The sequence below is a fragment of the Streptomyces sp. CB02056 genome, from assembly GCF_001905545.1.
GTDB lineage: Bacteria > Actinomycetota > Actinomycetes > Streptomycetales > Streptomycetaceae > Kitasatospora.
This window is the reverse complement of the sequence record NZ_LIPD01000005.1, coordinates 248585-266455: the sequence shown is the minus strand read 5'-3', so window position 1 is coordinate 266455 and position 17871 is coordinate 248585. Positions and strand designations below refer to the sequence as shown.

The 17871-nt window shown below is 74.7% G+C and carries 15 protein-coding genes; 6 read left to right on the top strand and 9 right to left on the bottom strand.

The window, feature by feature from the left end; genetic code table 11:
• Positions 1-94 precede the first annotated feature (94 nt).
• Both AMK13_RS16220 and AMK13_RS16215 read left to right on the top strand, forming a co-directional pair.
• Positions 95-574 carry a hypothetical protein gene (locus tag AMK13_RS16220; RefSeq protein ID WP_074002806.1) on the top strand — a complete coding sequence of 160 codons (480 nt, stop codon included), beginning with the start codon at positions 95-97 and terminating at the stop codon, positions 572-574.
• Positions 575-618: 44 nt separating this feature from the next.
• Entirely contained in the window at positions 619-2892 is a 2274-nt protein-coding gene (locus AMK13_RS16215; RefSeq protein ID WP_074002805.1) for a tetratricopeptide repeat protein, read from the top strand.
• 150 nt (positions 2893-3042) lie between these two features.
• Here the strand turns inward: AMK13_RS16215 and AMK13_RS16210 are convergent, their stop codons facing one another.
• The 6 genes from AMK13_RS16210 to AMK13_RS16185 form a co-directional block, all read right to left on the bottom strand.
• Positions 3043-4203: a CopD family protein gene (locus tag AMK13_RS16210; protein ID WP_074002804.1), complete on the bottom strand. Its 1161-nt coding sequence runs from the start codon at positions 4201-4203 to the stop codon at positions 3043-3045.
• A gap of 119 nt (positions 4204-4322) precedes the next feature.
• A complete protein-coding gene (locus AMK13_RS16205) occupies positions 4323-5765 on the bottom strand; it encodes an MATE family efflux transporter (protein WP_074002803.1) in 1443 nt (480 codons plus the stop codon).
• Between the two features lie 40 nt (positions 5766-5805).
• Positions 5806-6837 carry a cysteine synthase family protein gene (locus AMK13_RS16200; protein ID WP_074002802.1) on the bottom strand — a complete coding sequence of 344 codons (1032 nt, stop codon included), beginning with the start codon at positions 6835-6837 and terminating at the stop codon, positions 5806-5808.
• Between the two features lie 49 nt (positions 6838-6886).
• Entirely contained in the window at positions 6887-8230 is a 1344-nt protein-coding gene (locus tag AMK13_RS16195) for an amino acid decarboxylase (protein ID WP_074002801.1), read from the bottom strand.
• Positions 8221-9273 carry an ornithine cyclodeaminase gene (locus AMK13_RS16190; protein ID WP_079272216.1) on the bottom strand — a complete coding sequence of 351 codons (1053 nt, stop codon included), beginning with the start codon at positions 9271-9273 and terminating at the stop codon, positions 8221-8223. The genes AMK13_RS16195 and AMK13_RS16190 overlap by 10 nt, the downstream gene beginning before the upstream one ends.
• The gene (locus AMK13_RS16185) at positions 9270-10259 is read right to left on the bottom strand and encodes a TauD/TfdA family dioxygenase (protein WP_074002800.1); all 990 of its coding nucleotides are present in this window, start codon (positions 10257-10259) and stop codon (positions 9270-9272) included. Before AMK13_RS16185 ends, AMK13_RS16190 begins: the two co-directional genes overlap by 4 nt.
• Positions 10260-10634: 375 nt before the next feature.
• Here AMK13_RS16185 and AMK13_RS16180 point away from each other — a divergent pair, with 375 nt between their 5' ends.
• From AMK13_RS16180 to AMK13_RS16165, 4 genes are read left to right on the top strand one after another with little or no spacing between them, the layout of a single operon-like run.
• The gene (locus AMK13_RS16180; protein ID WP_074002799.1) at positions 10635-12194 is read left to right on the top strand and encodes an ABC transporter substrate-binding protein; all 1560 of its coding nucleotides are present in this window, start codon (positions 10635-10637) and stop codon (positions 12192-12194) included.
• Positions 12191-13171, top strand: a complete 981-nt coding sequence (locus AMK13_RS16175; protein WP_380719267.1) for an ABC transporter permease — start codon at positions 12191-12193, stop codon at positions 13169-13171. The genes AMK13_RS16180 and AMK13_RS16175 overlap by 4 nt, the downstream gene beginning before the upstream one ends.
• Positions 13168-14019, top strand: a complete 852-nt coding sequence (locus AMK13_RS16170; RefSeq protein WP_074002798.1) for an ABC transporter permease — start codon at positions 13168-13170, stop codon at positions 14017-14019. The genes AMK13_RS16175 and AMK13_RS16170 overlap by 4 nt, the downstream gene beginning before the upstream one ends.
• Entirely contained in the window at positions 14016-15500 is a 1485-nt protein-coding gene (locus AMK13_RS16165; RefSeq protein WP_074002797.1) for an ABC transporter ATP-binding protein, read from the top strand. The genes AMK13_RS16170 and AMK13_RS16165 overlap by 4 nt, the downstream gene beginning before the upstream one ends.
• A 48-nt stretch (positions 15501-15548) precedes the next feature.
• Here AMK13_RS16165 and AMK13_RS41860 read toward each other — a convergent pair whose 3' ends face one another.
• From AMK13_RS41860 to AMK13_RS16150, 3 genes are all read right to left on the bottom strand, one after another.
• Positions 15549-16130: a MarR family winged helix-turn-helix transcriptional regulator gene (locus tag AMK13_RS41860; RefSeq protein ID WP_074002796.1), complete on the bottom strand. Its 582-nt coding sequence runs from the start codon at positions 16128-16130 to the stop codon at positions 15549-15551.
• 208 nt (positions 16131-16338) lie between these two features.
• Entirely contained in the window at positions 16339-17286 is a 948-nt protein-coding gene (locus tag AMK13_RS16155; RefSeq protein ID WP_074002795.1) for a M48 family metalloprotease, read from the bottom strand.
• Positions 17283-17705 (bottom strand): BlaI/MecI/CopY family transcriptional regulator, encoded by a 423-nt coding sequence (locus AMK13_RS16150; RefSeq protein ID WP_074002949.1) that lies wholly within the window; start codon positions 17703-17705, stop codon positions 17283-17285. The genes AMK13_RS16155 and AMK13_RS16150 overlap by 4 nt, the downstream gene beginning before the upstream one ends.
• Positions 17706-17871: the final 166 nt, after the last annotated feature.

Sequence of the window (17871 nt, the reverse complement as noted above, 5' to 3'; positions counted from 1 at the left end):
CGGTCCCGAAACCGGTCGACCGGCGGACTGATACGACGTCATGGAGCTCCCGTAGTACGGTCGAGGACACAGACGTCGACACGAGGGGGCTCGGATGCTGTCCGAAGCGTTGACCGCACTGGCCGCGGCAGGGGGAACGGCGGTGATGACCGCCGCCGGTACGGAGGCCTGGGAGGGCTTCCGGCGCAAGGTGGCGGACTGGTTCGGCCGCGGTGACGGTGGGCGCGAGACCGTCGAACTGGAGCGGCTCGACCGCACCGCTGCCGAGCTCGCCGGCGCCGAGGCCGGGCAGCTGGAGCGGCTCCGGATCCGTCAGGAGGCCTCCTGGCAGGCCAGGTTCGAGGCCTTCCTGGAGGCTCTGCCGGAGGAGGAGCGGGAGCGGGCCGGCGAGGCGCTGCGGGCTCTGCTGGAGGAGGCCGCGGCCCGGGGTTCCCAGGTCTCGGCCGGGGCCGGCGGGCTGGCCGTCGGCGGGAACGTGCAGGTCAGTGCCGATCGCGGCTCGGTCGCCGCCGGGGTGATCCACGGGGGTGTGTCCATCGGCCGCCCTTCGGTGCCGGATCCGACCGAGGGCTGAACGGACCGGCGGAGCAGAGCCCAGCAGCGCCGTCCGGCGCCGAGGTGCGGGCGGAGAACCACAGCGTCGCGGTCGGCCACGCGGACCAGGTGTCGTACTTCACCGGTCGTCGGGCGCCCGCGGGTTACCCGCTCCAGGTCGGCGTCGTGCCGAACGCCGCGCACCGCTTCCAGCACCGGCCCCTGCCCGACGCACCGGCGGGATACCGGGTCCTGCTCGGGACCGCCGGGGTCGGCAAGACCCAGCTGGCCGCGTACGAAGCCCGCACCGCCTGGCAGCAGGGGCGGCTCGACCTGCTGGTCTGGGCCGCCGCCGGTAGCCGGGCGGCGATCCTGGCCGCCTACGCCCGGACCATGGCCGAGCTGAACGGCACCGAACCGGGCGACGCCGAGCTTGGTGCGCGGGAGTTCCTCGCCTGGTTGCGGCCGGGCGGAGCCGGGCAGACGGTGCGCTGGATGATCGTGCTGGACGGCCTGGCCGACCCCGAAGACCTGCGCGGGCTCTGGCCACCGGACGACCCGCACGGGCGGACCGTGATCACCAGCTGGCGCCGGGACGTGGCGCGCGAGGGGTCGGACCGGCACGTGGTCACCGTGCCCGTGTTCAGCCCCGCCGAGGCCCACGACTACCTCACGGCGGTGCTGAACACCGCAGACCGGGCCGAGTCGCCCGGGCAACTCTCGGTGCTGGCCGAGGAGTTGGGTCGCCTTCCGCTCGCCCTCGCGCAGGCCGCCCGGTACCTGACCGGCACCGGGCTGAGCTGCGCGGAGTACCTGGACCGGCTGCGGGACGGGGAACACCGGCTGGCCGACCTGGTGCCGGCCCCGGGCAGGCTGCCGGACGGACAGGGCGAACCACTCCCGCACATCTGGGACCAGGCCCTGCGACAGGTTGATCCGGCTGCCCGGCGGCTGCTGGAACTGCTCGCTCCGCTGGACCCGGCGGGAGTACCCCGGCCCGTGGTGGACAGGCTCACCGGGCAGGCCCTGCGACAGCCCGGGGAAGAGGCCAAGGAGACCGGAAGCGACCGGCTGCTCGACCTGTTGCACCGGTGCTGCCTGGTCGAGCACGACCCTTCGAACGAGCAGCGGAGGGTCCGCGTCCACCCCCTGGTGCAGCGGGCAGCCCACGAGAGCGTGCCGGCGCACCGGTCGGACGAGTCGATCGACCTCGCCGTCGAGGCACTCCTGGCCGGGACGGTGGTGAACCCCGAGCGCGGTTGGGAGCCCAGGTACGACGCGTTCTACGGACAGGCGCTCAGAGCGGAGGAGGTCGAGTCCTTGCTCTCCGGGGTGAGGAGGGCGAACCCGCCGAGTCCGCCCGAGGTCTCGGCAGCGACACTGCACGGGAACCTCGGGGCACTGCTGCGCGGGCCGTACCGGCGCAGACTGGGCTACCGGGAGAACAAGCTGGCCGTCCGGATGGGCGAGACCCTCGTGGCGGAGGGCAGGCCTGAGCAGGCGGTGGCCTACCTCCGATCGTTCTTGGCCGGGGTTTCCGAGGAGGCGGGCGCGGATCATCCTGGGACGGGGGAGGTCAGGGCCGCCCTCGCCGAGGCCTGCGCGGCAGCTGGCGACCTCGCCGGCGCCATCGCGGAATACCGTGGCGTGATCGACGTCCAGGTGCGCGAGTCGGCCGCCGTGCCGCCCGGGTTGTACGGCATCCTGTGGCCCGCGAGCGCCGAACGTGTCACCAAGCTGCGTCGGCGTCTGGCCCATTGGCTGGCGCAGAACGGCGACCTGGTCGAAGTCGCCGCTGTCTTCCGGGACTTGGTCGACGACGAACAACACGGCCAGGACCACAGGCAGGTCGACGTGTTCGACGAATACGCCTTGCGGGCCGAGGCCGCCGACTGGCTGGGTCGAAGCGGCGATCCCGCGGGGGCCGCACTCGCCTACCGGCAGATCGTCGAGGCATCGTCAGGCAGGTTCGGGCGGCGGTTCGCGGCGTTCTTCGACCTGCGCTACGGATACGGACACTGGCTGGGGGAGTCGGGCGACCCGCGCAAGGCCGTCAAGGTGCTGGCCGGCCTGCTGAGGGACCAGCTCCACGTACTGCACGGCAGACCGGAGGAAGACCCGTACGGGCGGTACCTCCGGACTCCCGATCACCGTCCGGTCACCTTCAAGACCCGGGCGGCGTTGGCCTTCTGGCTCGGTCGTTCCGGCGATGTGCGCGCAGCGGTGGCAGCCCTGGAAGAGCTTCTGGACGAGCAACTGCGCCACCTCGGTCCGGACCATCCGGACATCGCCGCCACACGGCAGAACCTCACCCACTGGCGGCAGCAGCAGCAGAAGAGGAGGTGGCGACGTTACTGAGGTTCTCAGGGCGGAGTCGGTGGGGCGAATGACAGACCGGTACCGGTCAGGCCTCCCTCGATGAGGGTCGGCTGGAGCCGGATGTGTCGCAGGCCTCGGCGGAGGGACACGTGGGGCCGCCGACCCGGGTCGGCGGCCCCACGTCCGTCGTCAGGCGGTGGCGCCCTGACGGCGGGCGAGGGCGTCGGAGGCCTTGGCGGTGGCGTAGAGGGAGACGCCGAGGGCCAGCACGAGGGCGGCGCCGGCCGCGAAGACGGTGCCGGAGGAGACGGCCTTGGCGTCCGCGGCCTCGGCGCGCGCCGATCCGGTGATGAACGGGACGACCGCCAGGACGGCGACGCCGAGGGCGACCTCTCCCCACACGACCTTCGGGAAGTGCCGCAGCGTGAGGTGGAGCAGGGAGGAGGTGTCGTCGGTGCGCCGGGCGTGGGCGATGCGGGGCATCAGCCAGAACTGGTTGAAGGCGCCGGCGGTGACGAGGCCGAGGACGAGGAGGACCTTGACGAGCAGGGCGAGGCCGTAGCCGGTGGTCCACAGCTGGGAGACCGCGCCGACGTGCTTCCAGCTGAGCCAGAGACCGGAGACGGTGACGGCGGCGACGCAGACCATGGCGACCAGGCTGAAGCGGCGCCACAGGTCCGCCCACACCAGGCCGGCGCCCGTGCCGAGCCGGCCGCGGGTGCCGGCGAGCGCGACGAGCAGGGCGAGGCCGCCGAGCCAGACGGTGCCCGAGACGATGTGCGCCTGGTCGAGGAGGAGGTCGAGCCAGCGGTCGAGTCCGGCGGGGGTGGTGGTCGGGACGGCGGCGATCAGGGTGACGGCGAGGGCGGCCGGCAGCGCGGTGAGCGCTATCGCGTCGACGTGGCGGCGTACGGCCGGGACGAACAGGGCGGCCAGCAGGACGGCCGTCGCGGCCAGGACGGCGTTCTGGACGAGGTGGACGGTGCCCTGGGCGATCCAGGCGCCCTTGGCGGCCGGGGCCTGGAGGTAGTCCCAGAGCCTGCCGGGGGCGAGGGCGTCACCGAAGGGCATGCCCTTGCCGGCGCGGGCGAGGCGGGCGGCGAGCTGGAAGTAGCCCGCGACCAGGAGGACCACGCCGGACACGGCCAGGCAGGTCGCGGCCCTGGCGCGCAGGACCCTGGAGTCGTCGGGGTCCGCGCCGCGCAGGGCGGGGCGGACGGTGGTGGCGTAGGTGACGGTGGTGCCGATGGCCGCGCTGAGGCCGAGGAAGTAGCCGGCCTTGGTCAGGACGCGCCACAGCGGGGGCAGGACGTACGGGGTGGCGGTGGCGGCGAGCGAGGCAGCGTGCATGGGGGAGTCTCACGTGGTGGTGGGTGGATGCGGAGCAGGGTGGTGCGCCGGAGGACGGGCGGGGGTGGCACCCGCCCTCCGGCACCGCCGACGGGCTGTCAGGCACCGCCGACGGGCTGTCAGGCTCCGGCGGCGACGGCGTCGGGTGCCGTGGCGGCCCTGGCGGTGAGGGCGCGGCCGTAGCGGCGCAGGAGGAGGACCGCGGTGGTGGCGAGGCCGATCAGCAGGCCGAACCAGAGGCCGCGGGTCTCGCCGCCGAGGGGGTAGGCGAGGAGCCAGGAGGCGGGCAGGCCGACGGCCCAGTAGCCGACGAGGGTGATGCGGAAGCCGCTCCTGGTGTCGTCGAGGCCGCGCAGCAGGCCGACGCCGATGTTCTGGGCGCAGTCGAAGAACTGCAGGACGGCGACGACGACGAGCAGGCCGGTGGCGATCTTCAGGCCCTGCTGGTCGGTGGGCGCGTTCGGGTCGAAGTAGGGGCGCAGGACGAGATCCGGGAGCGCGAGGTAGAGGGTGCCGACGACCGTCATCACCACGGCGCCGCAGGCGAGCGCGGTGTTCTTGATGCGGCGGGCGGCGGCGTACTCGCCGAGGGCGAGTTCGCGGCTGACGTTGATGGACGCGGCGTGCGAGAGGCCGACGGCGACCTGGAAGACGATGTAGATCAGCTGGTTGACGGCGGTGTGGGCGGCGAGCGCGGCGGGGCCGAAGCTGCCGGCGAGCAGCGCGGTGACGGAGAAGAACCCGGCCTCGGAGCCGTAGGTGGCGGCGATCGGCGTGCCGAGGCCGAGCAGGCGGCGGACGGTCGCGGCGTCGGCGCGCCAGAAGTCCAGGCCCAGCAGCGGTGCCAGCCGGTCGTCGCGGCGGGCGGAGGCGTAGAGGGCGAGGAAGGACAGCAGGTAGACGCTGCTGGTGGCGACGCCGATGCCGGTGAGGCCGAGCCGGGGCAGGCCCCAGGTGCCGTGGATGAAGGCCCAGTTGAGGGCGGCGTTGACGGCGACGGAGGCGAGGGTGATCCGCAGCAGCGCCTGGGGGCGGCGCATGCCGACGGTGAACTGGCGGATCGCCTGGAACCAGAGGCAGGGTACGAGGCCGGGGGCGAGGGCGGCGAGCATGCCCTGGGCGCGGTGGGCGACCTCCGCGTCCTGGCCGAGCCAGGTGGCGGCCTGGCCGATGAGGACCATCAGGACGGCGCCGGCCAGTCCGGCGAGGGTGGCGACGGCCATCGCGGCCCGCACCAGGCCCCGGACTTCCTGGTCGGCGGTGTCGGTGTCGGCGTCGGCGGCGGTTCCAGTGGGCTCGGCGGTTCCGGCGCGTTCGGCCCGGGCCGCCGCGGCCGCCACCTGGTTGCCGACGGAGGTGACCAGCCCGACGCCCATGGTGCGGAGCTGGTTGAAGATCACCAGGGCGAGGCCGCCGGCCGCGAGGGCCTCGGTGCCCAGGACGCCCATCATGATCGTGTCGGTGGTGGTGAGGGCGACCTGGGCGAGCTGGGTGAGGGCGAGCGGTACGGCGAGGGCGGCGAGCGCGCGGCTGTCGCGCGCCAGGGTGGTCAGCTGCTGCATGGTGGGTGTCACGTCTCTGGGTGTCACGTCTCTGGGGGTGTCAGGGCCTGCGGAGTTTGGCGAGGGATTCGTCGATGCCGGTCTCGACGGCCTCGTCGAGGAGGTCGCGGGCCGTCATCCAGTCGTCGTTGAAGACGGTGTCCAGGTACTTCTCCCCGCCGTCGTTGATGAACGCGACCATAACGGCGTCCGGCGGCAGGGTCGTCAGGCGGGCCAGGGCGTCATGGACGACGCCGCCGGCGGAGCCGCCGATGAGCAGCCCGGTGCGGCGGGCGACGACGCGGGCGGTGGCGAAGGCCTCGATGTCGCCGACCTTGACGCCCTCGTCGATGAGGTCGTAGTCGACGAGCAGGCCGATGGTGGCGCCCTCGGGGGTGCCGGTGCCGGACTGGTAGTAGTCGTGGGCGGGCGGGCCGAAGGCGATGGAGCCCTTCGGCTCGACGCCGACGACCGTCACGTCCGGCACGTACGCCTTGAGCTCGCGGGCGGTGCCGCACAGCCCGCCGCCGGTGCCGACGGCGCCGACCAGCACGTCGACCCGGTTGTCCAGGGCCTGGGCGATCTCCCGGCCGACCGCGTGGTAACCGACCGCGTTGCTGGGGTTGTTGTGCTGCTCGGTGAAGAAGGTGTTGTCCCTGCCGCGGGCCATCTCCTCGGCGCGCTCCTCGCGGGCGGCGGTGTGCAGCTCCTCGCCGTCGGTGTCCGCGTCGACGTACACCAGCTCGGTGCCCATGGCCTTCATGCCGCGCAGCTTGTCGGCGGCGGCGTGGTTGTCGACGACGGCGGTGAAGCGGTAGCCGCGTTCGGCGGCGACCACGGCCAGCCCGAGGCCGGTGTTGCCGGAGGTGGACTCGATGATGTGGCCGCCCTCGCGCAGCTGTCCGCGCTCCTCGGCGTCGAGGACCATCTGCCGGGCCATGCGGATCTTGGCGCTGCCGGTGGGGTTGAACATCTCCAGTTTGAGGAGCAGGCGGGCGCCGTTGTCGGCGCGGGCGAGTTCGAACAGCGGGGTGTAGCCGATGAGGTCGGAGATCCGGGTGACCACCGGGGGGCGGTGCAGGGCGTCGGTCATGGCGGGGGGCTTCCTGGTGAGCGCGGTGGGTGGCGTCGGATCAGTGGGATCAGAGGGCGGGGCGGCGGTCGAGGCGCCAGCGCGGTCGGCCGTCCTCGTGCTGGACGACGACCTTGGCCGGCAGGGGGAGGTCGTGGAAGGGGGACTCGTTGGAGTCCATCTGGTAGCCGGCGGTGTTGGGGTAGACGAGGAGGTCGCCGACCCGGGGCCGGGCGGGGAAGGGGATCTTGCGCCAGGTCAGGAGGTCGGAGTCGAGGCAGCTGGCGCCGCCGACGCACGCCCGGTACTCCTCGGCCGCCTGGCCGGGAGAGCGGGGCAGGAGTACGGGCTCGGGCAGGTACTCGCTGTTGAACCACTGCTCGGACAGGCTCAGGCTGGTGCCGTCGACGGTGACGATGCCGTATCCGGCCCGGTCCTTGACGCCCTGGACGACGAAGACGGAGGAGCCGGCCCGGTCGAGCAGCGCGCGTCCGGGTTCCAGCAGCAGCGTCACGCCGGCCTCCCGCAGCCGCTCGGCCAGGTCGGGCCCCTGCCCGCCCGGGCGGCCGGTGAGGATCGAGCGCAGCGCGTCGGCCCCGGCGACGGGGGAGTGGTAGGGGTAGAAGTCGCCCGTGGTGAACGTCCGGCCGCCGTGGTAGTGCCCGGGCTCCTGCTCGGCGAGGAACAGCTCCCAGGCGTCGGCGGGCACGTAGTCGACGGCGAAGCCGCCGCCGATGCTGATCCGGTCCGCCGGCAGGCCCATCGTCCGGGCCTTGAGGCACAGGTCGACGAGTTCGCCCGCGAGGTCGGTGCGCGGCCGCACCTCGTAGCCGGACAGGTGGAAGCTGAAGCCCTCCATCCGGACCCGCTCACCGGCCGCGGCGCAGCGCGACAGCGCGGCGTCCAGCTGGTCGTCGTCGAGGCCGAAGCGGCTGCGGGGCTGGGCGGGCGGGTGACGGCGCAGCAGGAGGCGGACGGGCCGGGGGACGTCCAGGTGCAGGACGCGCTCCAGTTCGTCGAGGGCGTCGACGGCGATCAGCGCGCCCTGGAGGGCCGCGATGCGCAGCAGGGCCTCGGACTTGGCGGGGCCGGTGACGACGAGGTCCTCGCCGCGCACGCCGTGGCCGAGCGCCTCGCGCAGCTCGCCGAGCGAGGCGACGTCGACCCCGGCCCCGGTGGCGGCGCAGCGTTCGACGAACGCGGCGGCCTTGTTGGCCTTCTTGGCGAAGTAGACCCGCCCGTCCACGCCGGTGTCGGCGAGGACGGCGCGGAACGCGGCGAGGTTGGCGTCGAAGCGCTCGGGCAGCAGGTAGTGGAACCCTCCGCCGAGGCCGTGGGCGAGTTCGTGGAGCAGGCCGCTCGCGTGGAGGCGCTCGGCGAGTGGGTCGGGGTGGGCGGGCAGGGTCAGCGCCACAGGTCCACCTCGGTGCCCAGGCCCTGGTCGGCGGCGAGTTGGGCGAAGCGGTGGCCGAGCGCGATGTCGGTGACGACCAGGCCGCTGTTGTAGGCGAAGATCCGCTGGTCGGGCGCGGTACGGGCGTTGGAGGCGCCGGAGATGGCGGCGGGCAGTTCCAGGTCGACGGCGGGCAGGGTGCCGTCGGCGTCGGCCATGTCGGTACCGGTGACGCGCATCTGGGCCTCGCTGGTGGCGATCACCCGGTCCGCGCGGTGCAGCGTGGACGGGGCGAGGCCGTGGCCGACGAGGATCGCGGTCGCGCCGGGCTTCAGCCAGTCGGCCTCGACGGCGGCGGGGGTGTGGCCGCCGGCGGTGGCGACGATGACGTCCGCGTCCCGGGCGGCCGCTTCGAGGTCGGTGACCAACTCCAGCTCGCGGCCGGGGAAGTGGCGCTCCAGCTCCTGGCGGACGGCGGCGATGCCGTCGGGGTGGGTGCCGGAGAGCAGCAGGCGCTTCAGCCCGGGCAGCGTGGTGAGCAGGAACGGCAGCGCGAGGCGGCCCTGGGTGCCGGTGCCGATCACCAGCGCGGTGGCGGCGTCGGGGGAGGCGCACTCGCGGGCCAGCAGGGCGGAGACGGCCGGGGTGCGCAGCGAGCCGATGCGGGAGCAGTCCATCATGGCGACCGGCAGGCCGGTGACGTCGTCGTAGACGGTCAGCGTCGTGTAGTAGTGCTGCTCGTCGCGGCCCTTGTCCAGGCCGTGCTTGTACGAGGTCTTGAACGCGACGACGTTGCGCACCCCGTCGCGGCCGAGCATGGCGTAGGAGACGGAGTGGCCGTCGGCGGGCCGGACGGTGAGCTTGCGGGGGTTGTCGGACCGGCCGGCGGCCAGGGTGCGGTAGGCCTGTTCGACGGTGTCGACGACGTCGGCCAGGGTGATGTCCAGGCCGGCGAGGTCGCTGGTGGAGAGTACGCGCAGGGTGGTGTCGTCCCGGTCCACGCGGGTGCCCTTTCGGTTCGGTGAGGCGGCGTCTGGAAAGCAGGGGGGAGAGCGGGCGGTCAGGAGGCCCAGGCGGTGAGGGCGGCCTGGCCGTAGCCGTGCTCGTCGTGCTCGGCGAGCGGGCGGGTGGGGCGGTCCTGGACCCGGACGGAGGCGCGCTTGAGCCAGCGGTCGGTGCCGTCGTAGCGGGCCCGGAAGGGGACGCGGCCGTGGACGACGAGGTCGTTGTCGACGACCAGGACGTCGCCCGGCTCCAGGCTCACCGCGACGGACACCCGGGCCAGCTCCTCGCCCAGGCGCTCGTAGGCGCCGCGCCAGGCCTCGTCCGTCCCCTCCAGCGGGGTGTAGGCGGGGTCGTAGCGCATGGTCAGGCCGTCGGGGGAGTCGAAGAGGGTGGGCACCGGGGCGGGCCGGCCGGGGAACTGCTGGGCCTGCTCGTAGGCGTCGTCGGGCAGGATCGGCGCGACGGGCCGCTTCAGTTGGTCCAGGTCGGCCTGGGCGAGCGCGGTCAGCCGTACGCCGGCCGCGGTGGTGGCGATCCGGTCGTGGTTGCGCATGCAGCAGAGCAGCAGCAGGTGGGCGCGGCCGGGGTGGAAGGCGTCCTCGGTGTGCGGGGTGAGCAGGACGGAGCTGGAGGCGCCGGTCTGCTCGCTCTCGTGGCCGGGCGAGGGCACGATGTTGTGCACGAACCGGCCGTCCTGCTGGCCGTCCCAGGCGATCGGGGTGCCCATCAGGGCGGAGACCAGCAGCAGCGTCACGTCCCACAGCGCGCCGGCGTCGCCGACGGTCGACCAGTGGCCGGGGGTGGGGCCGAGTTCGGTGTCGTCGGGGCGCAGGCCGCGCAGCACGAACAGGCCGTCGGCGGTGTCCACCGGGCGCAGCGCGTGCCGGAGTTCCGCGCTGAGCCGGGTGCGTGTCGCGGGCAGGTCGGCCAGCAGGTCGGGGCTGGTCGCGGAGCCGTGGCGGGCCAGCAACTCGGCGGCGGTGTCGGTCAGTTCCTGGGCGGTGGCGGTGTCGAGGCGGCGTACCGGGGCAGGGCAGGTGGGCACGGCGGGACCTTCCGGGGGCGGGACGGGAGAGGTGTGCGAGCACGCGGCATCACCGCACCGGTGTGGGACGGGCGGGAGCAGCGCGTGGGGCGTGGGGTCCGGGGCGGCTCGAACGGCCGGACGACATGAACGTAACAACGACTTCGAAGTAAGGCAAGCCTTACCCAAATCGGATGTCTACATTTACGTAGTCTCGGCTTCCGGCGGCGGCGCACAGGCCGCTCAGGGTCAATTCTGCTGCTCACGAGGCGTTTTGGGAGCGAGGGGCGCACGGCCGGAACGAGGGTGCGCTCCGCCGGGCGGCTTGCGGGCGGCCTCGAACTTAGGGTAGGTAAGCCTAAGCAAATCGAGCGCAATCCGAATCGAGGAACGAACGTGCGCGTCACCCGACGACAGCTGCTGTGGGCCGGTGCCGGTATCGGGGCGGCCGGTGCGCTGGCCGCCTGCGGCAGCGGCACGGGCGGATCCAAGGACGCCGCACCGGCCGGTACGGCGTCCGCGCAGCCCCGCGCCGGGGGAACGCTGAAGGTCGGCGCCCTCGGCAAGGCCTCGGCGATCACCCGTGACCCGCACGGCACCCAGGCCAACGAGAGCGACTACCTGATCATCAGCCTGCTCTACGACACCCTCGCGATACCCGGGGACACCGCCAACACCGTCCCGCGCCTGGCCGCCTCCTGGAAGCCGTCGGAGGACCTGACGACCTGGCGCTTCACGATCGCCGACGGCGCCGTCTTCCACGACGGCACCCCCGTCACCGCCGCCGACGTCGTCTGGTCGCTGCGGCGCCTGCGCGACACCCCGGCCGGCAAGAGCCGCCTGCCCGGCATCCAGCCCGAGGGCATCAGGGCCGAGGACCCGAAGACCGTCGTCCTGGTCTCCGACTACCCCAACGCCGACCTGCCGCTGCAGACCCGCCTCACCACCTTCGTCCTCAAGAAGGACACCAAGGACGACGCGATCGCCGGAGCCCCCGGCACCGGCCCGTTCAAACTCGACTGGTACCGCGACGGCAACGCCCGCCTGGTGCGCAACGACCAGTGGTACGGCGGAAAGGTCCTCCTCGACGCCGTCGAGGTCCGCCTCTTCGAGAGCCCCCAGGCCATGGCGAACGCCCTGCTCGCCGGGCAGATCGACGTCGCCTCCAACGTCGGCGCCGTCGCCGCCCGCACCGCCGAGGCCCGCAAGGACGTCCGGATCCTGCGCCGCCCCAACGACATGGCGATGCCGATCGTCATGCGCACCGCCGACGGCCCCTTCGCCGACCCCCGGGTGCGCGAGGCGCTGAAGCTGGCGGTCGACCGCGACGCGATGGTCAAGCAGGTCCTCTCCGGCTACGGCAGCGTCGCCAACGACATCCTCGGCACCGGCGACCCCGCCCTCGCCAAGGACATCCCCCAGCGCACCCGCGACCTCGCCAAGGCCAAGCGACTCCTCGCGGACGCCGGATTCGACACCTCCCGGACCTACGACCTCATCACCACCGAGGACATCTCCGGCCTGGCCGAGTCCGCGACCCTGTTCGCCACCCAGGTCCGCGAGGCCGGCGTGAAGATCAACGTCGTCAAGCAGGACTCCAAGGTGTTCTGGGACGCCACCTGGCTCAAGGGCACGCTCTACACGACGTACTGGGGCACCAACGACTCGGTCGTCTTCTTCGCCGCCAAGACGATGCTCTCCGACGCCGGCCAGAACGAGTCCGGCTTCAAGGACCCCGCCTTCGACGAGGCCTACCGCACGGCCATGGGCACCGCTGACGCCGCCGCGCGCGGCACGCTGCTGCACCAGCTCCAGGAGATCGAGTTCGCCAGGTCCGGCTACCTGCTGTGGGGCATGGCCGACGGCATCGACCTCGCCGGCGCCGCCGTGCGCGACCTGCCCAAGCTCCCCGGCTACGGCCGCGTCCAGCTCGAGAAGACCTGGCTGTCCCGTTGACCACCCTTCAGCCGCACGGCGTCCCGGCCCGCATCCTCCCCGGTGCGGGCCGGGTCGCCCGGCAGGCCGCCCGGCGCCTGGCCATGCTCGTCGTCCTGCTCGCCGGCGTCTTCGCCGCCGTCGAGCTCCTCCCCGGCGACGCCGCCGGCGCGACCTCCGACCGCGGCGTCACCGCCGCCGACCTCGCCGCCCGCCGCACCGCCCTCGGACTCGACCGCCCGGTCACGGAACGCTTCTGGGACTGGATGACCGGCCTGCCCACCGGCGACCTCGGCACCACCGCGCGCGGCCAGCACGTCACCGACGTCCTCGCCGGCCCCTTCCCCAACACCCTGCTGCTCGGCACCCTGGCCCTCGCCCTGAGCACCATCGGCGCCCTCGCGCTCGGGAGTTGGGCCGCGCTGTGCCCCGGCGGGCGCACCGACCGGGCCGTCGACGCGCTCTCCACCGCCGCCTTCGCCCTGCCGGAGTTCGTCGTCTCCGTCGCCCTGCTGCTCCTGCTCTCCCAGTGGACCGGCTGGCTGCCCGCCGTCACCCTCACCGGCCCCGACGGCGCCCCCGAATCCTGGACCATGCTCGTCCTGCCACTGCTTTCCCTGGCCGTCCCCCAGATCGGCTGGAACACCCGCATCGTGCGCGGCGCCCTCGCCGACCAGGCCGCACTGCCGCACGTCCAGGCCGCCGTCCTCGACGGCCTGCCGCGCCGGCGCGTCCTCGGCCACCACATGCTCCCCGGCGCGCTGCCCGCCATCGCCGTCGGCATCGCCACCTCCGCCGGCATGCTGCTGGGCGGCACCGTCGTCGTCGAGACCCTCTTCAACTACCCCGGCATCGGCGCCGTCCTGGCCGGAGCCATCACCGACCGCGACACCCCGCTCATCGCCGGCGTCGTGGCCGCGGCCGGCGCCGCCATCAGCCTGCTCCTGCTGCTGGCCGACCTCGTCCGCACCACCGCCCTCGGAGAGGAGCGCCGATGACCGCCGACGCCCCGACAGCAGCGGCCCCCGCGCCCGCCACCCGGCGCACGGCGCGCGCCCTCGTCCGCGCCGTCCCCGCGCTGCTCCTCGTCCTCCTCGCCCTCGTGGGGCCGTTCCTGGCGCCCCACCCGATCGACACCCCGGTCACCTTCCCGTACGCCGGGGCCGGCGCCGACGTGCCGCTCGGCGGCGACCAGCTCGGCCGCGACGTCCTCAGCCGCCTGCTGACCGGCGGCGCGCCCCTGATCGCCACCGCCCTGGCCATCGCCCTCGTCGTCACCGCCGCCGCCACCGCCCTCGGCATCCTCGCCGCCCTGCGGCCCCGGCTGGGCCGGTGGATCGAACGCCTCGCCGACCTGACGATCCTCCTGCCCTCCGTCCTCGCCATCATGCTCATCGCCCTGGCCTGGCCCGCCGGAGGACGCCTGGCCGTCGCGGCCGCCGCCGTCCTCCTGGGCATCCCGTACGCGGTGCGCATCGTCGCCGCCGCGGCCGCCCCCATCGCCGCCACCGGCTACATCGAGGCGGCGGCCGCGGGCGGCGAACGGCTGGGGCACCTGATGCTCCGCGAGGTCCTGCCCAACCTGCGCTCCACCCTGCTGGCGCTGTTCGGCCTGCGCTTCGTCGAAGGCGTCTACATCGTCTCCGTCGCCGCGTTCCTCCAGCTCGGCCCCCAACCACCCGAGGCCGACTGGGCGCTGATGATCCGCGAGAACGCGGCGGGCATCACCCTCAACCCCTGGGCCGTCGGCGCGCCCTGCCTGGCCATCGGCCTGCTCGCCATCAGCGTCAACCTCGCCGCCGAAGCCCTCGCCCCCGCCCGGCCCACCCCGGAGACCCCGCTGTGAGCACCCCCGCTGTGAGCGCCCCCGCCCCCGCCGCCCGCGCCACCGGCCTGACCGTCATGCTCGGGGACACGCCCCTGCTCACCGACGCCGACCTCGCCCTCGTCCCGGGCCGGGTCCACGCCATCACCGGCCCCTCCGGCGCCGGCAAGACCACCCTGCTGCGCGCCCTCGTCGGCGCCCTCCCGCCCGGCGCCCGCGTCAGCGGCGGCGGCGTCGACGTCCTCGGCCAGGACATCCTCGCCCTGCCGCCCGAGGAACTGCGCCGCCTCCGCCGCCACCGGCTCGCCTTCGTCGGCCAGGACCCGGGCTCCGGCCTCAACCCGCGGATGCGCGTCGAGCGCCTCGTCACCGAGACCGCCGCCGACCGCCGCCGCACCTCCGTACCCGAACTGCTGCGCACCGTCCGGCTGCCCGCCGACGAGCGCCTCGAACACCGCCGCACCGCGGGGCTGTCCGGCGGCCAGCAGCGCCGGGTCGCCCTCGCCCGCGCCCTCGCCCGCCGGCCGGAGATCCTCCTGCTCGACGAACCCACCGCGGGCCTCGACGCCGCCCTGCGCGACGACATCGCCGAGCTGCTGCGCGCCATCGCCGAGCGCGACGGCATCGCCATCGCCTTCACCAGCCACGACCCCGACTTCGTCGCCCGCTGCGCCGACGACGCCCTCGCCCTGTGGCCCGCGCAGGCCCCGCCGTCCCCGCCGTCCGCGCCGGCCCGCCCGGCGGCGGTGGTGGCCGAGAGCGGGCCCCGGCCTGCCGAGGGCGGCGGCCCCGTGCTGAGCGTGCGGGCGCTCGGCGCCCACACGGGCAGCGGCCGCACCCGGCGCACCGTCCTCGCGGACGTCGACCTCGACCTGACCCCGGGCACCCTCACCGGAATCGTCGGCCCGTCAGGCTGCGGAAAGACCACCCTGGTGCGCACCCTCGCCGGACTCCACACTCCCGACACCGGCACCCTCACGCTCCACGACCAGCCGCTGGCCGCCTCCTACCGGCGCCGCACCCGCGACCAGCGCCGCCGCATCCAGCTCGTCCCGCAGAACCCCCTCGGCGCCCTCAACCCCGCCCGCACCGTCGGCGCCACCCTCACCCGGCCGCTGAAGCTGCACTTCGCCCTGCCCGCCGCCCGGTGCGAGGAGCGCGTCGCCGAACTGCTCGACGCCGTCGGCCTGCCCGCGCGCTACGCGGCCCGCCACCCCCACGAGCTCTCCGGCGGTCAGCGCCAGCGGGTCTCCCTGGCCCGCGCCCTGGCCGCCGAACCCGACGTGCTGCTCTGCGACGAGGTCACCTCCGCCCTCGACACCGACACCGCCGCCGCGCTCATGGACCTCCTCGACGGCCTGCGCACCGGCCGGGGCCTGGCGGTCGTCCTGGTCAGCCACGACCTCCCCCTGGTCACCGGCCGCGCCGACCGCGTCCTGCCGCTCGGGGGGCCGTTGTCCGCACCGTCCGTGACCAAGCAGCCCGCGGGCAGCGTGCGCTGACCCGGCGCCGCACCGGCTACGGGAGCCCCGCCGGTCACGGCGCCGTGCTCACCGGCCGGGCGCGGCCCTGTCCGGGCGCGCGGCCGCACCGGCGGCGGCGTCCTGCTCGACGACCCACCTCCGGCGCTGTCCGCCGGTCAGCACCCAGCGGGGGCCCGACCGCGCGGGCGTGCGGCGTCCCGCGCCGCGGCCGGCCGCCGCGCACACCCGCCGCAGCAGGGAGTTGAGCTCGGCGCGCTGGCCCTTCGTCAACGGGGCGAGCAGGTCCTCCTGGACGGCGGAGGCGTCCTCGTGCAGCACGTCCAGCGCCGCCTGCCCGGCCGGGGTGATCGTCAGCACTTCCTGCCGTCCGCGGATGTGGACGACCATGGAGTGCACCAGGCCCGCGGACAGCAGGTCGTCCAGTGCCTGGTCGGCGTCGGTCCCGGTCGCGGCGGCGCGCTCGACGAGGTCGTGGCGCCCGTGCGGCCCCAGCTGGGCGAGCGCGGACAGCAGCGTCTGGTGGGCGCGGCCCATCCCGCGCGAGCCGAGGCGGTCGGCCAGCAGGCGGTCGGCCGCCCGGCCGGCCGTCGACAGGAGGTAGACGGTCTGTTCGAAGGGGCTCGTCGACCCCGTCCTCCCGTCGTACACAGCAGGTCCAATCGTCCGGGAAGGCCGCCGTGTTCTCGGGCCGGGGGCCACAGGGGTGGCATCCGCACGGGAGCGCCGGGCCCCGGGACCGGGTGGACACGGTCCCCGACGGACGGCTGACCGTCGGCGGACGACGGCGGCACGGCCCGCGCGCGCAAGCCGAGGCTCACCATACCCGGGCCCGAACAGTTGGTCTACATCGATGTCGTCAAACGGTGCCGTGCGCCAGCAGGGCCCGGGCCGCGTACTCGACGTACTCGTGCAGCCCGTAGGCCAGGCCCACGCCGAGCAGGGCCGCGACCGCGACGGCCGCGAGCAGGGCGACGGCGGCCCGCGCCCGGTGGCCGGTCGGCCGGGCGGGCGCGGGGCCCAGGAGCGCCTGGACGCGCTGGGGCACCGGACCGGAGCTCACCGACAGCAGCGGGCCCGTGGCGTGGCGGACGGACGGCGACCCGGCCAGGGCCGCCCGGGCGATGGCCGTCGCGGCGGTGCGCCGGTCGGCGACCGCGCGGGCGGCCTGCTCGTCGGCCCACCGCTCCAGGTGGAAGTCGAGGTCGGCCCGCAGCCGGCCCAGCGCCGGGTGGACGGCGGCGGCGAGGTCGGCCGCGGCCGAGAGCAGGTGGTGGCGCCCGCGCAGGTGGGCGCGCTCGTGGGCGAGCAGCACCGCCCGCTCCGTCGGCCCCAGCGCCCGGAGCATGCCGGCCGAGACGACGACCCGGCCGGGACGCCCCCGGTGGGCGGGCAGGGCGAAGGCCTCCGCCTCCTCGCCCGCCACCACGAGCAGGTCGCCGTCGCTGGTCGCGCCGCCGGTCAACTCCCAGGCGCGGGCCAGCAGCGCGCGCTGCCTCCGCCACCGCCGCCCCAGCCGTACGGCCTGGACGGCCAGCAGCACCCCGGCGGCGCCGGACACCGGCACCACGGCGGGCCACCGGGCGAGGACGTGGGACAGCGGCAGGTGCTCCAGGCCCGCCAGGAACGGGACGTGGAACAGGCCGACGAGGGCCGCGGCGGTGCCGCCCGCCAGCAGGACGGCCGCGCCGGCGAGGGTGAACGAGGCCTCGCGCGGCGGCAGCAGGACGGCCAGGCGGCGGGCCGCCGGCACCGCGGCCCAGGGGACCAGCAGCGCCAGGGCGACGAGCACCAGGACCAGGCTCATGCGCGGTCCTCGGGTTCGGCGGCTGCTCCAGCAGTGGCCTCGGCCTCGGGGCGGGCGTCGAGGAGCAGGCGGCGCAGGACGTCCTCGTCGTCCTCGGACAGCGAGGAGACGAACCGCTTCAGCACCAGGTCGCGCTGGGGCTCCTTCTCCAGCTCCCGGCGCATCCGCCCGGCGGCCAGTCCGGCGGCGTCCTCCACGGGGGCGTAGGCGAAGGACCGCCCGGGGCGGGAGCGGACCAGGGTGCCCTTCTCGTGCAGGCGGGTGAGGATCGTCGCCACGGTGGTGCGGGCCAGCCCCTGGTTCAGGGTCTCCTTGACCTGCTGGGCGGTCAGCGGCTCCCCGGCCGCCCACAGCACCGCCAGCACGTCCGCGACCAGCTCCCCGTGCGGACGTCTGGCGTCCCGACCGCCACCCAGCATCTCCACTCCCGTTCTCGCAGCTCTCCGGCAGGCACACCGGAGCGGGCCGCGCGCGCCGGGATGTGAGGTCCGTACCGCCGCCGCCCGCGCCGAGGGCGAAGCGCCCTCGATATTAGGTGTGCCTAAGCTAACTTTACGGGCCGCTGACACCGCGCTGCCCGGGGGA

What these genes read in the sequence shown, in the direction of transcription:
- AMK13_RS16205 (WP_074002803.1), bottom strand. Translation starts at nt 5,765, where the DNA reads ATGCAGCAGCTGACCACCCTGGCGCGCGACAGCCGCGCGCTCGCCGCC.
- AMK13_RS16150 (WP_074002949.1), bottom strand. Translation starts at nt 17,705, where the DNA reads ATGCTGGGTGGCGGTCGGGACGCCAGACGTCCGCACGGGGAGCTGGTC.
- AMK13_RS16170 (WP_074002798.1), top strand. Translation starts at nt 13,168, where the DNA reads ATGACCGCCGACGCCCCGACAGCAGCGGCCCCCGCGCCCGCCACCCGG.
- AMK13_RS16155 (WP_074002795.1), bottom strand. Translation starts at nt 17,286, where the DNA reads ATGAGCCTGGTCCTGGTGCTCGTCGCCCTGGCGCTGCTGGTCCCCTGG.
- AMK13_RS16210 (WP_074002804.1), bottom strand. Translation starts at nt 4,203, where the DNA reads ATGCACGCTGCCTCGCTCGCCGCCACCGCCACCCCGTACGTCCTGCCC.
- AMK13_RS16200 (WP_074002802.1), bottom strand. Translation starts at nt 6,837, where the DNA reads ATGACCGACGCCCTGCACCGCCCCCCGGTGGTCACCCGGATCTCCGAC.
- AMK13_RS16220 (WP_074002806.1), top strand. Translation starts at nt 95, where the DNA reads ATGCTGTCCGAAGCGTTGACCGCACTGGCCGCGGCAGGGGGAACGGCG.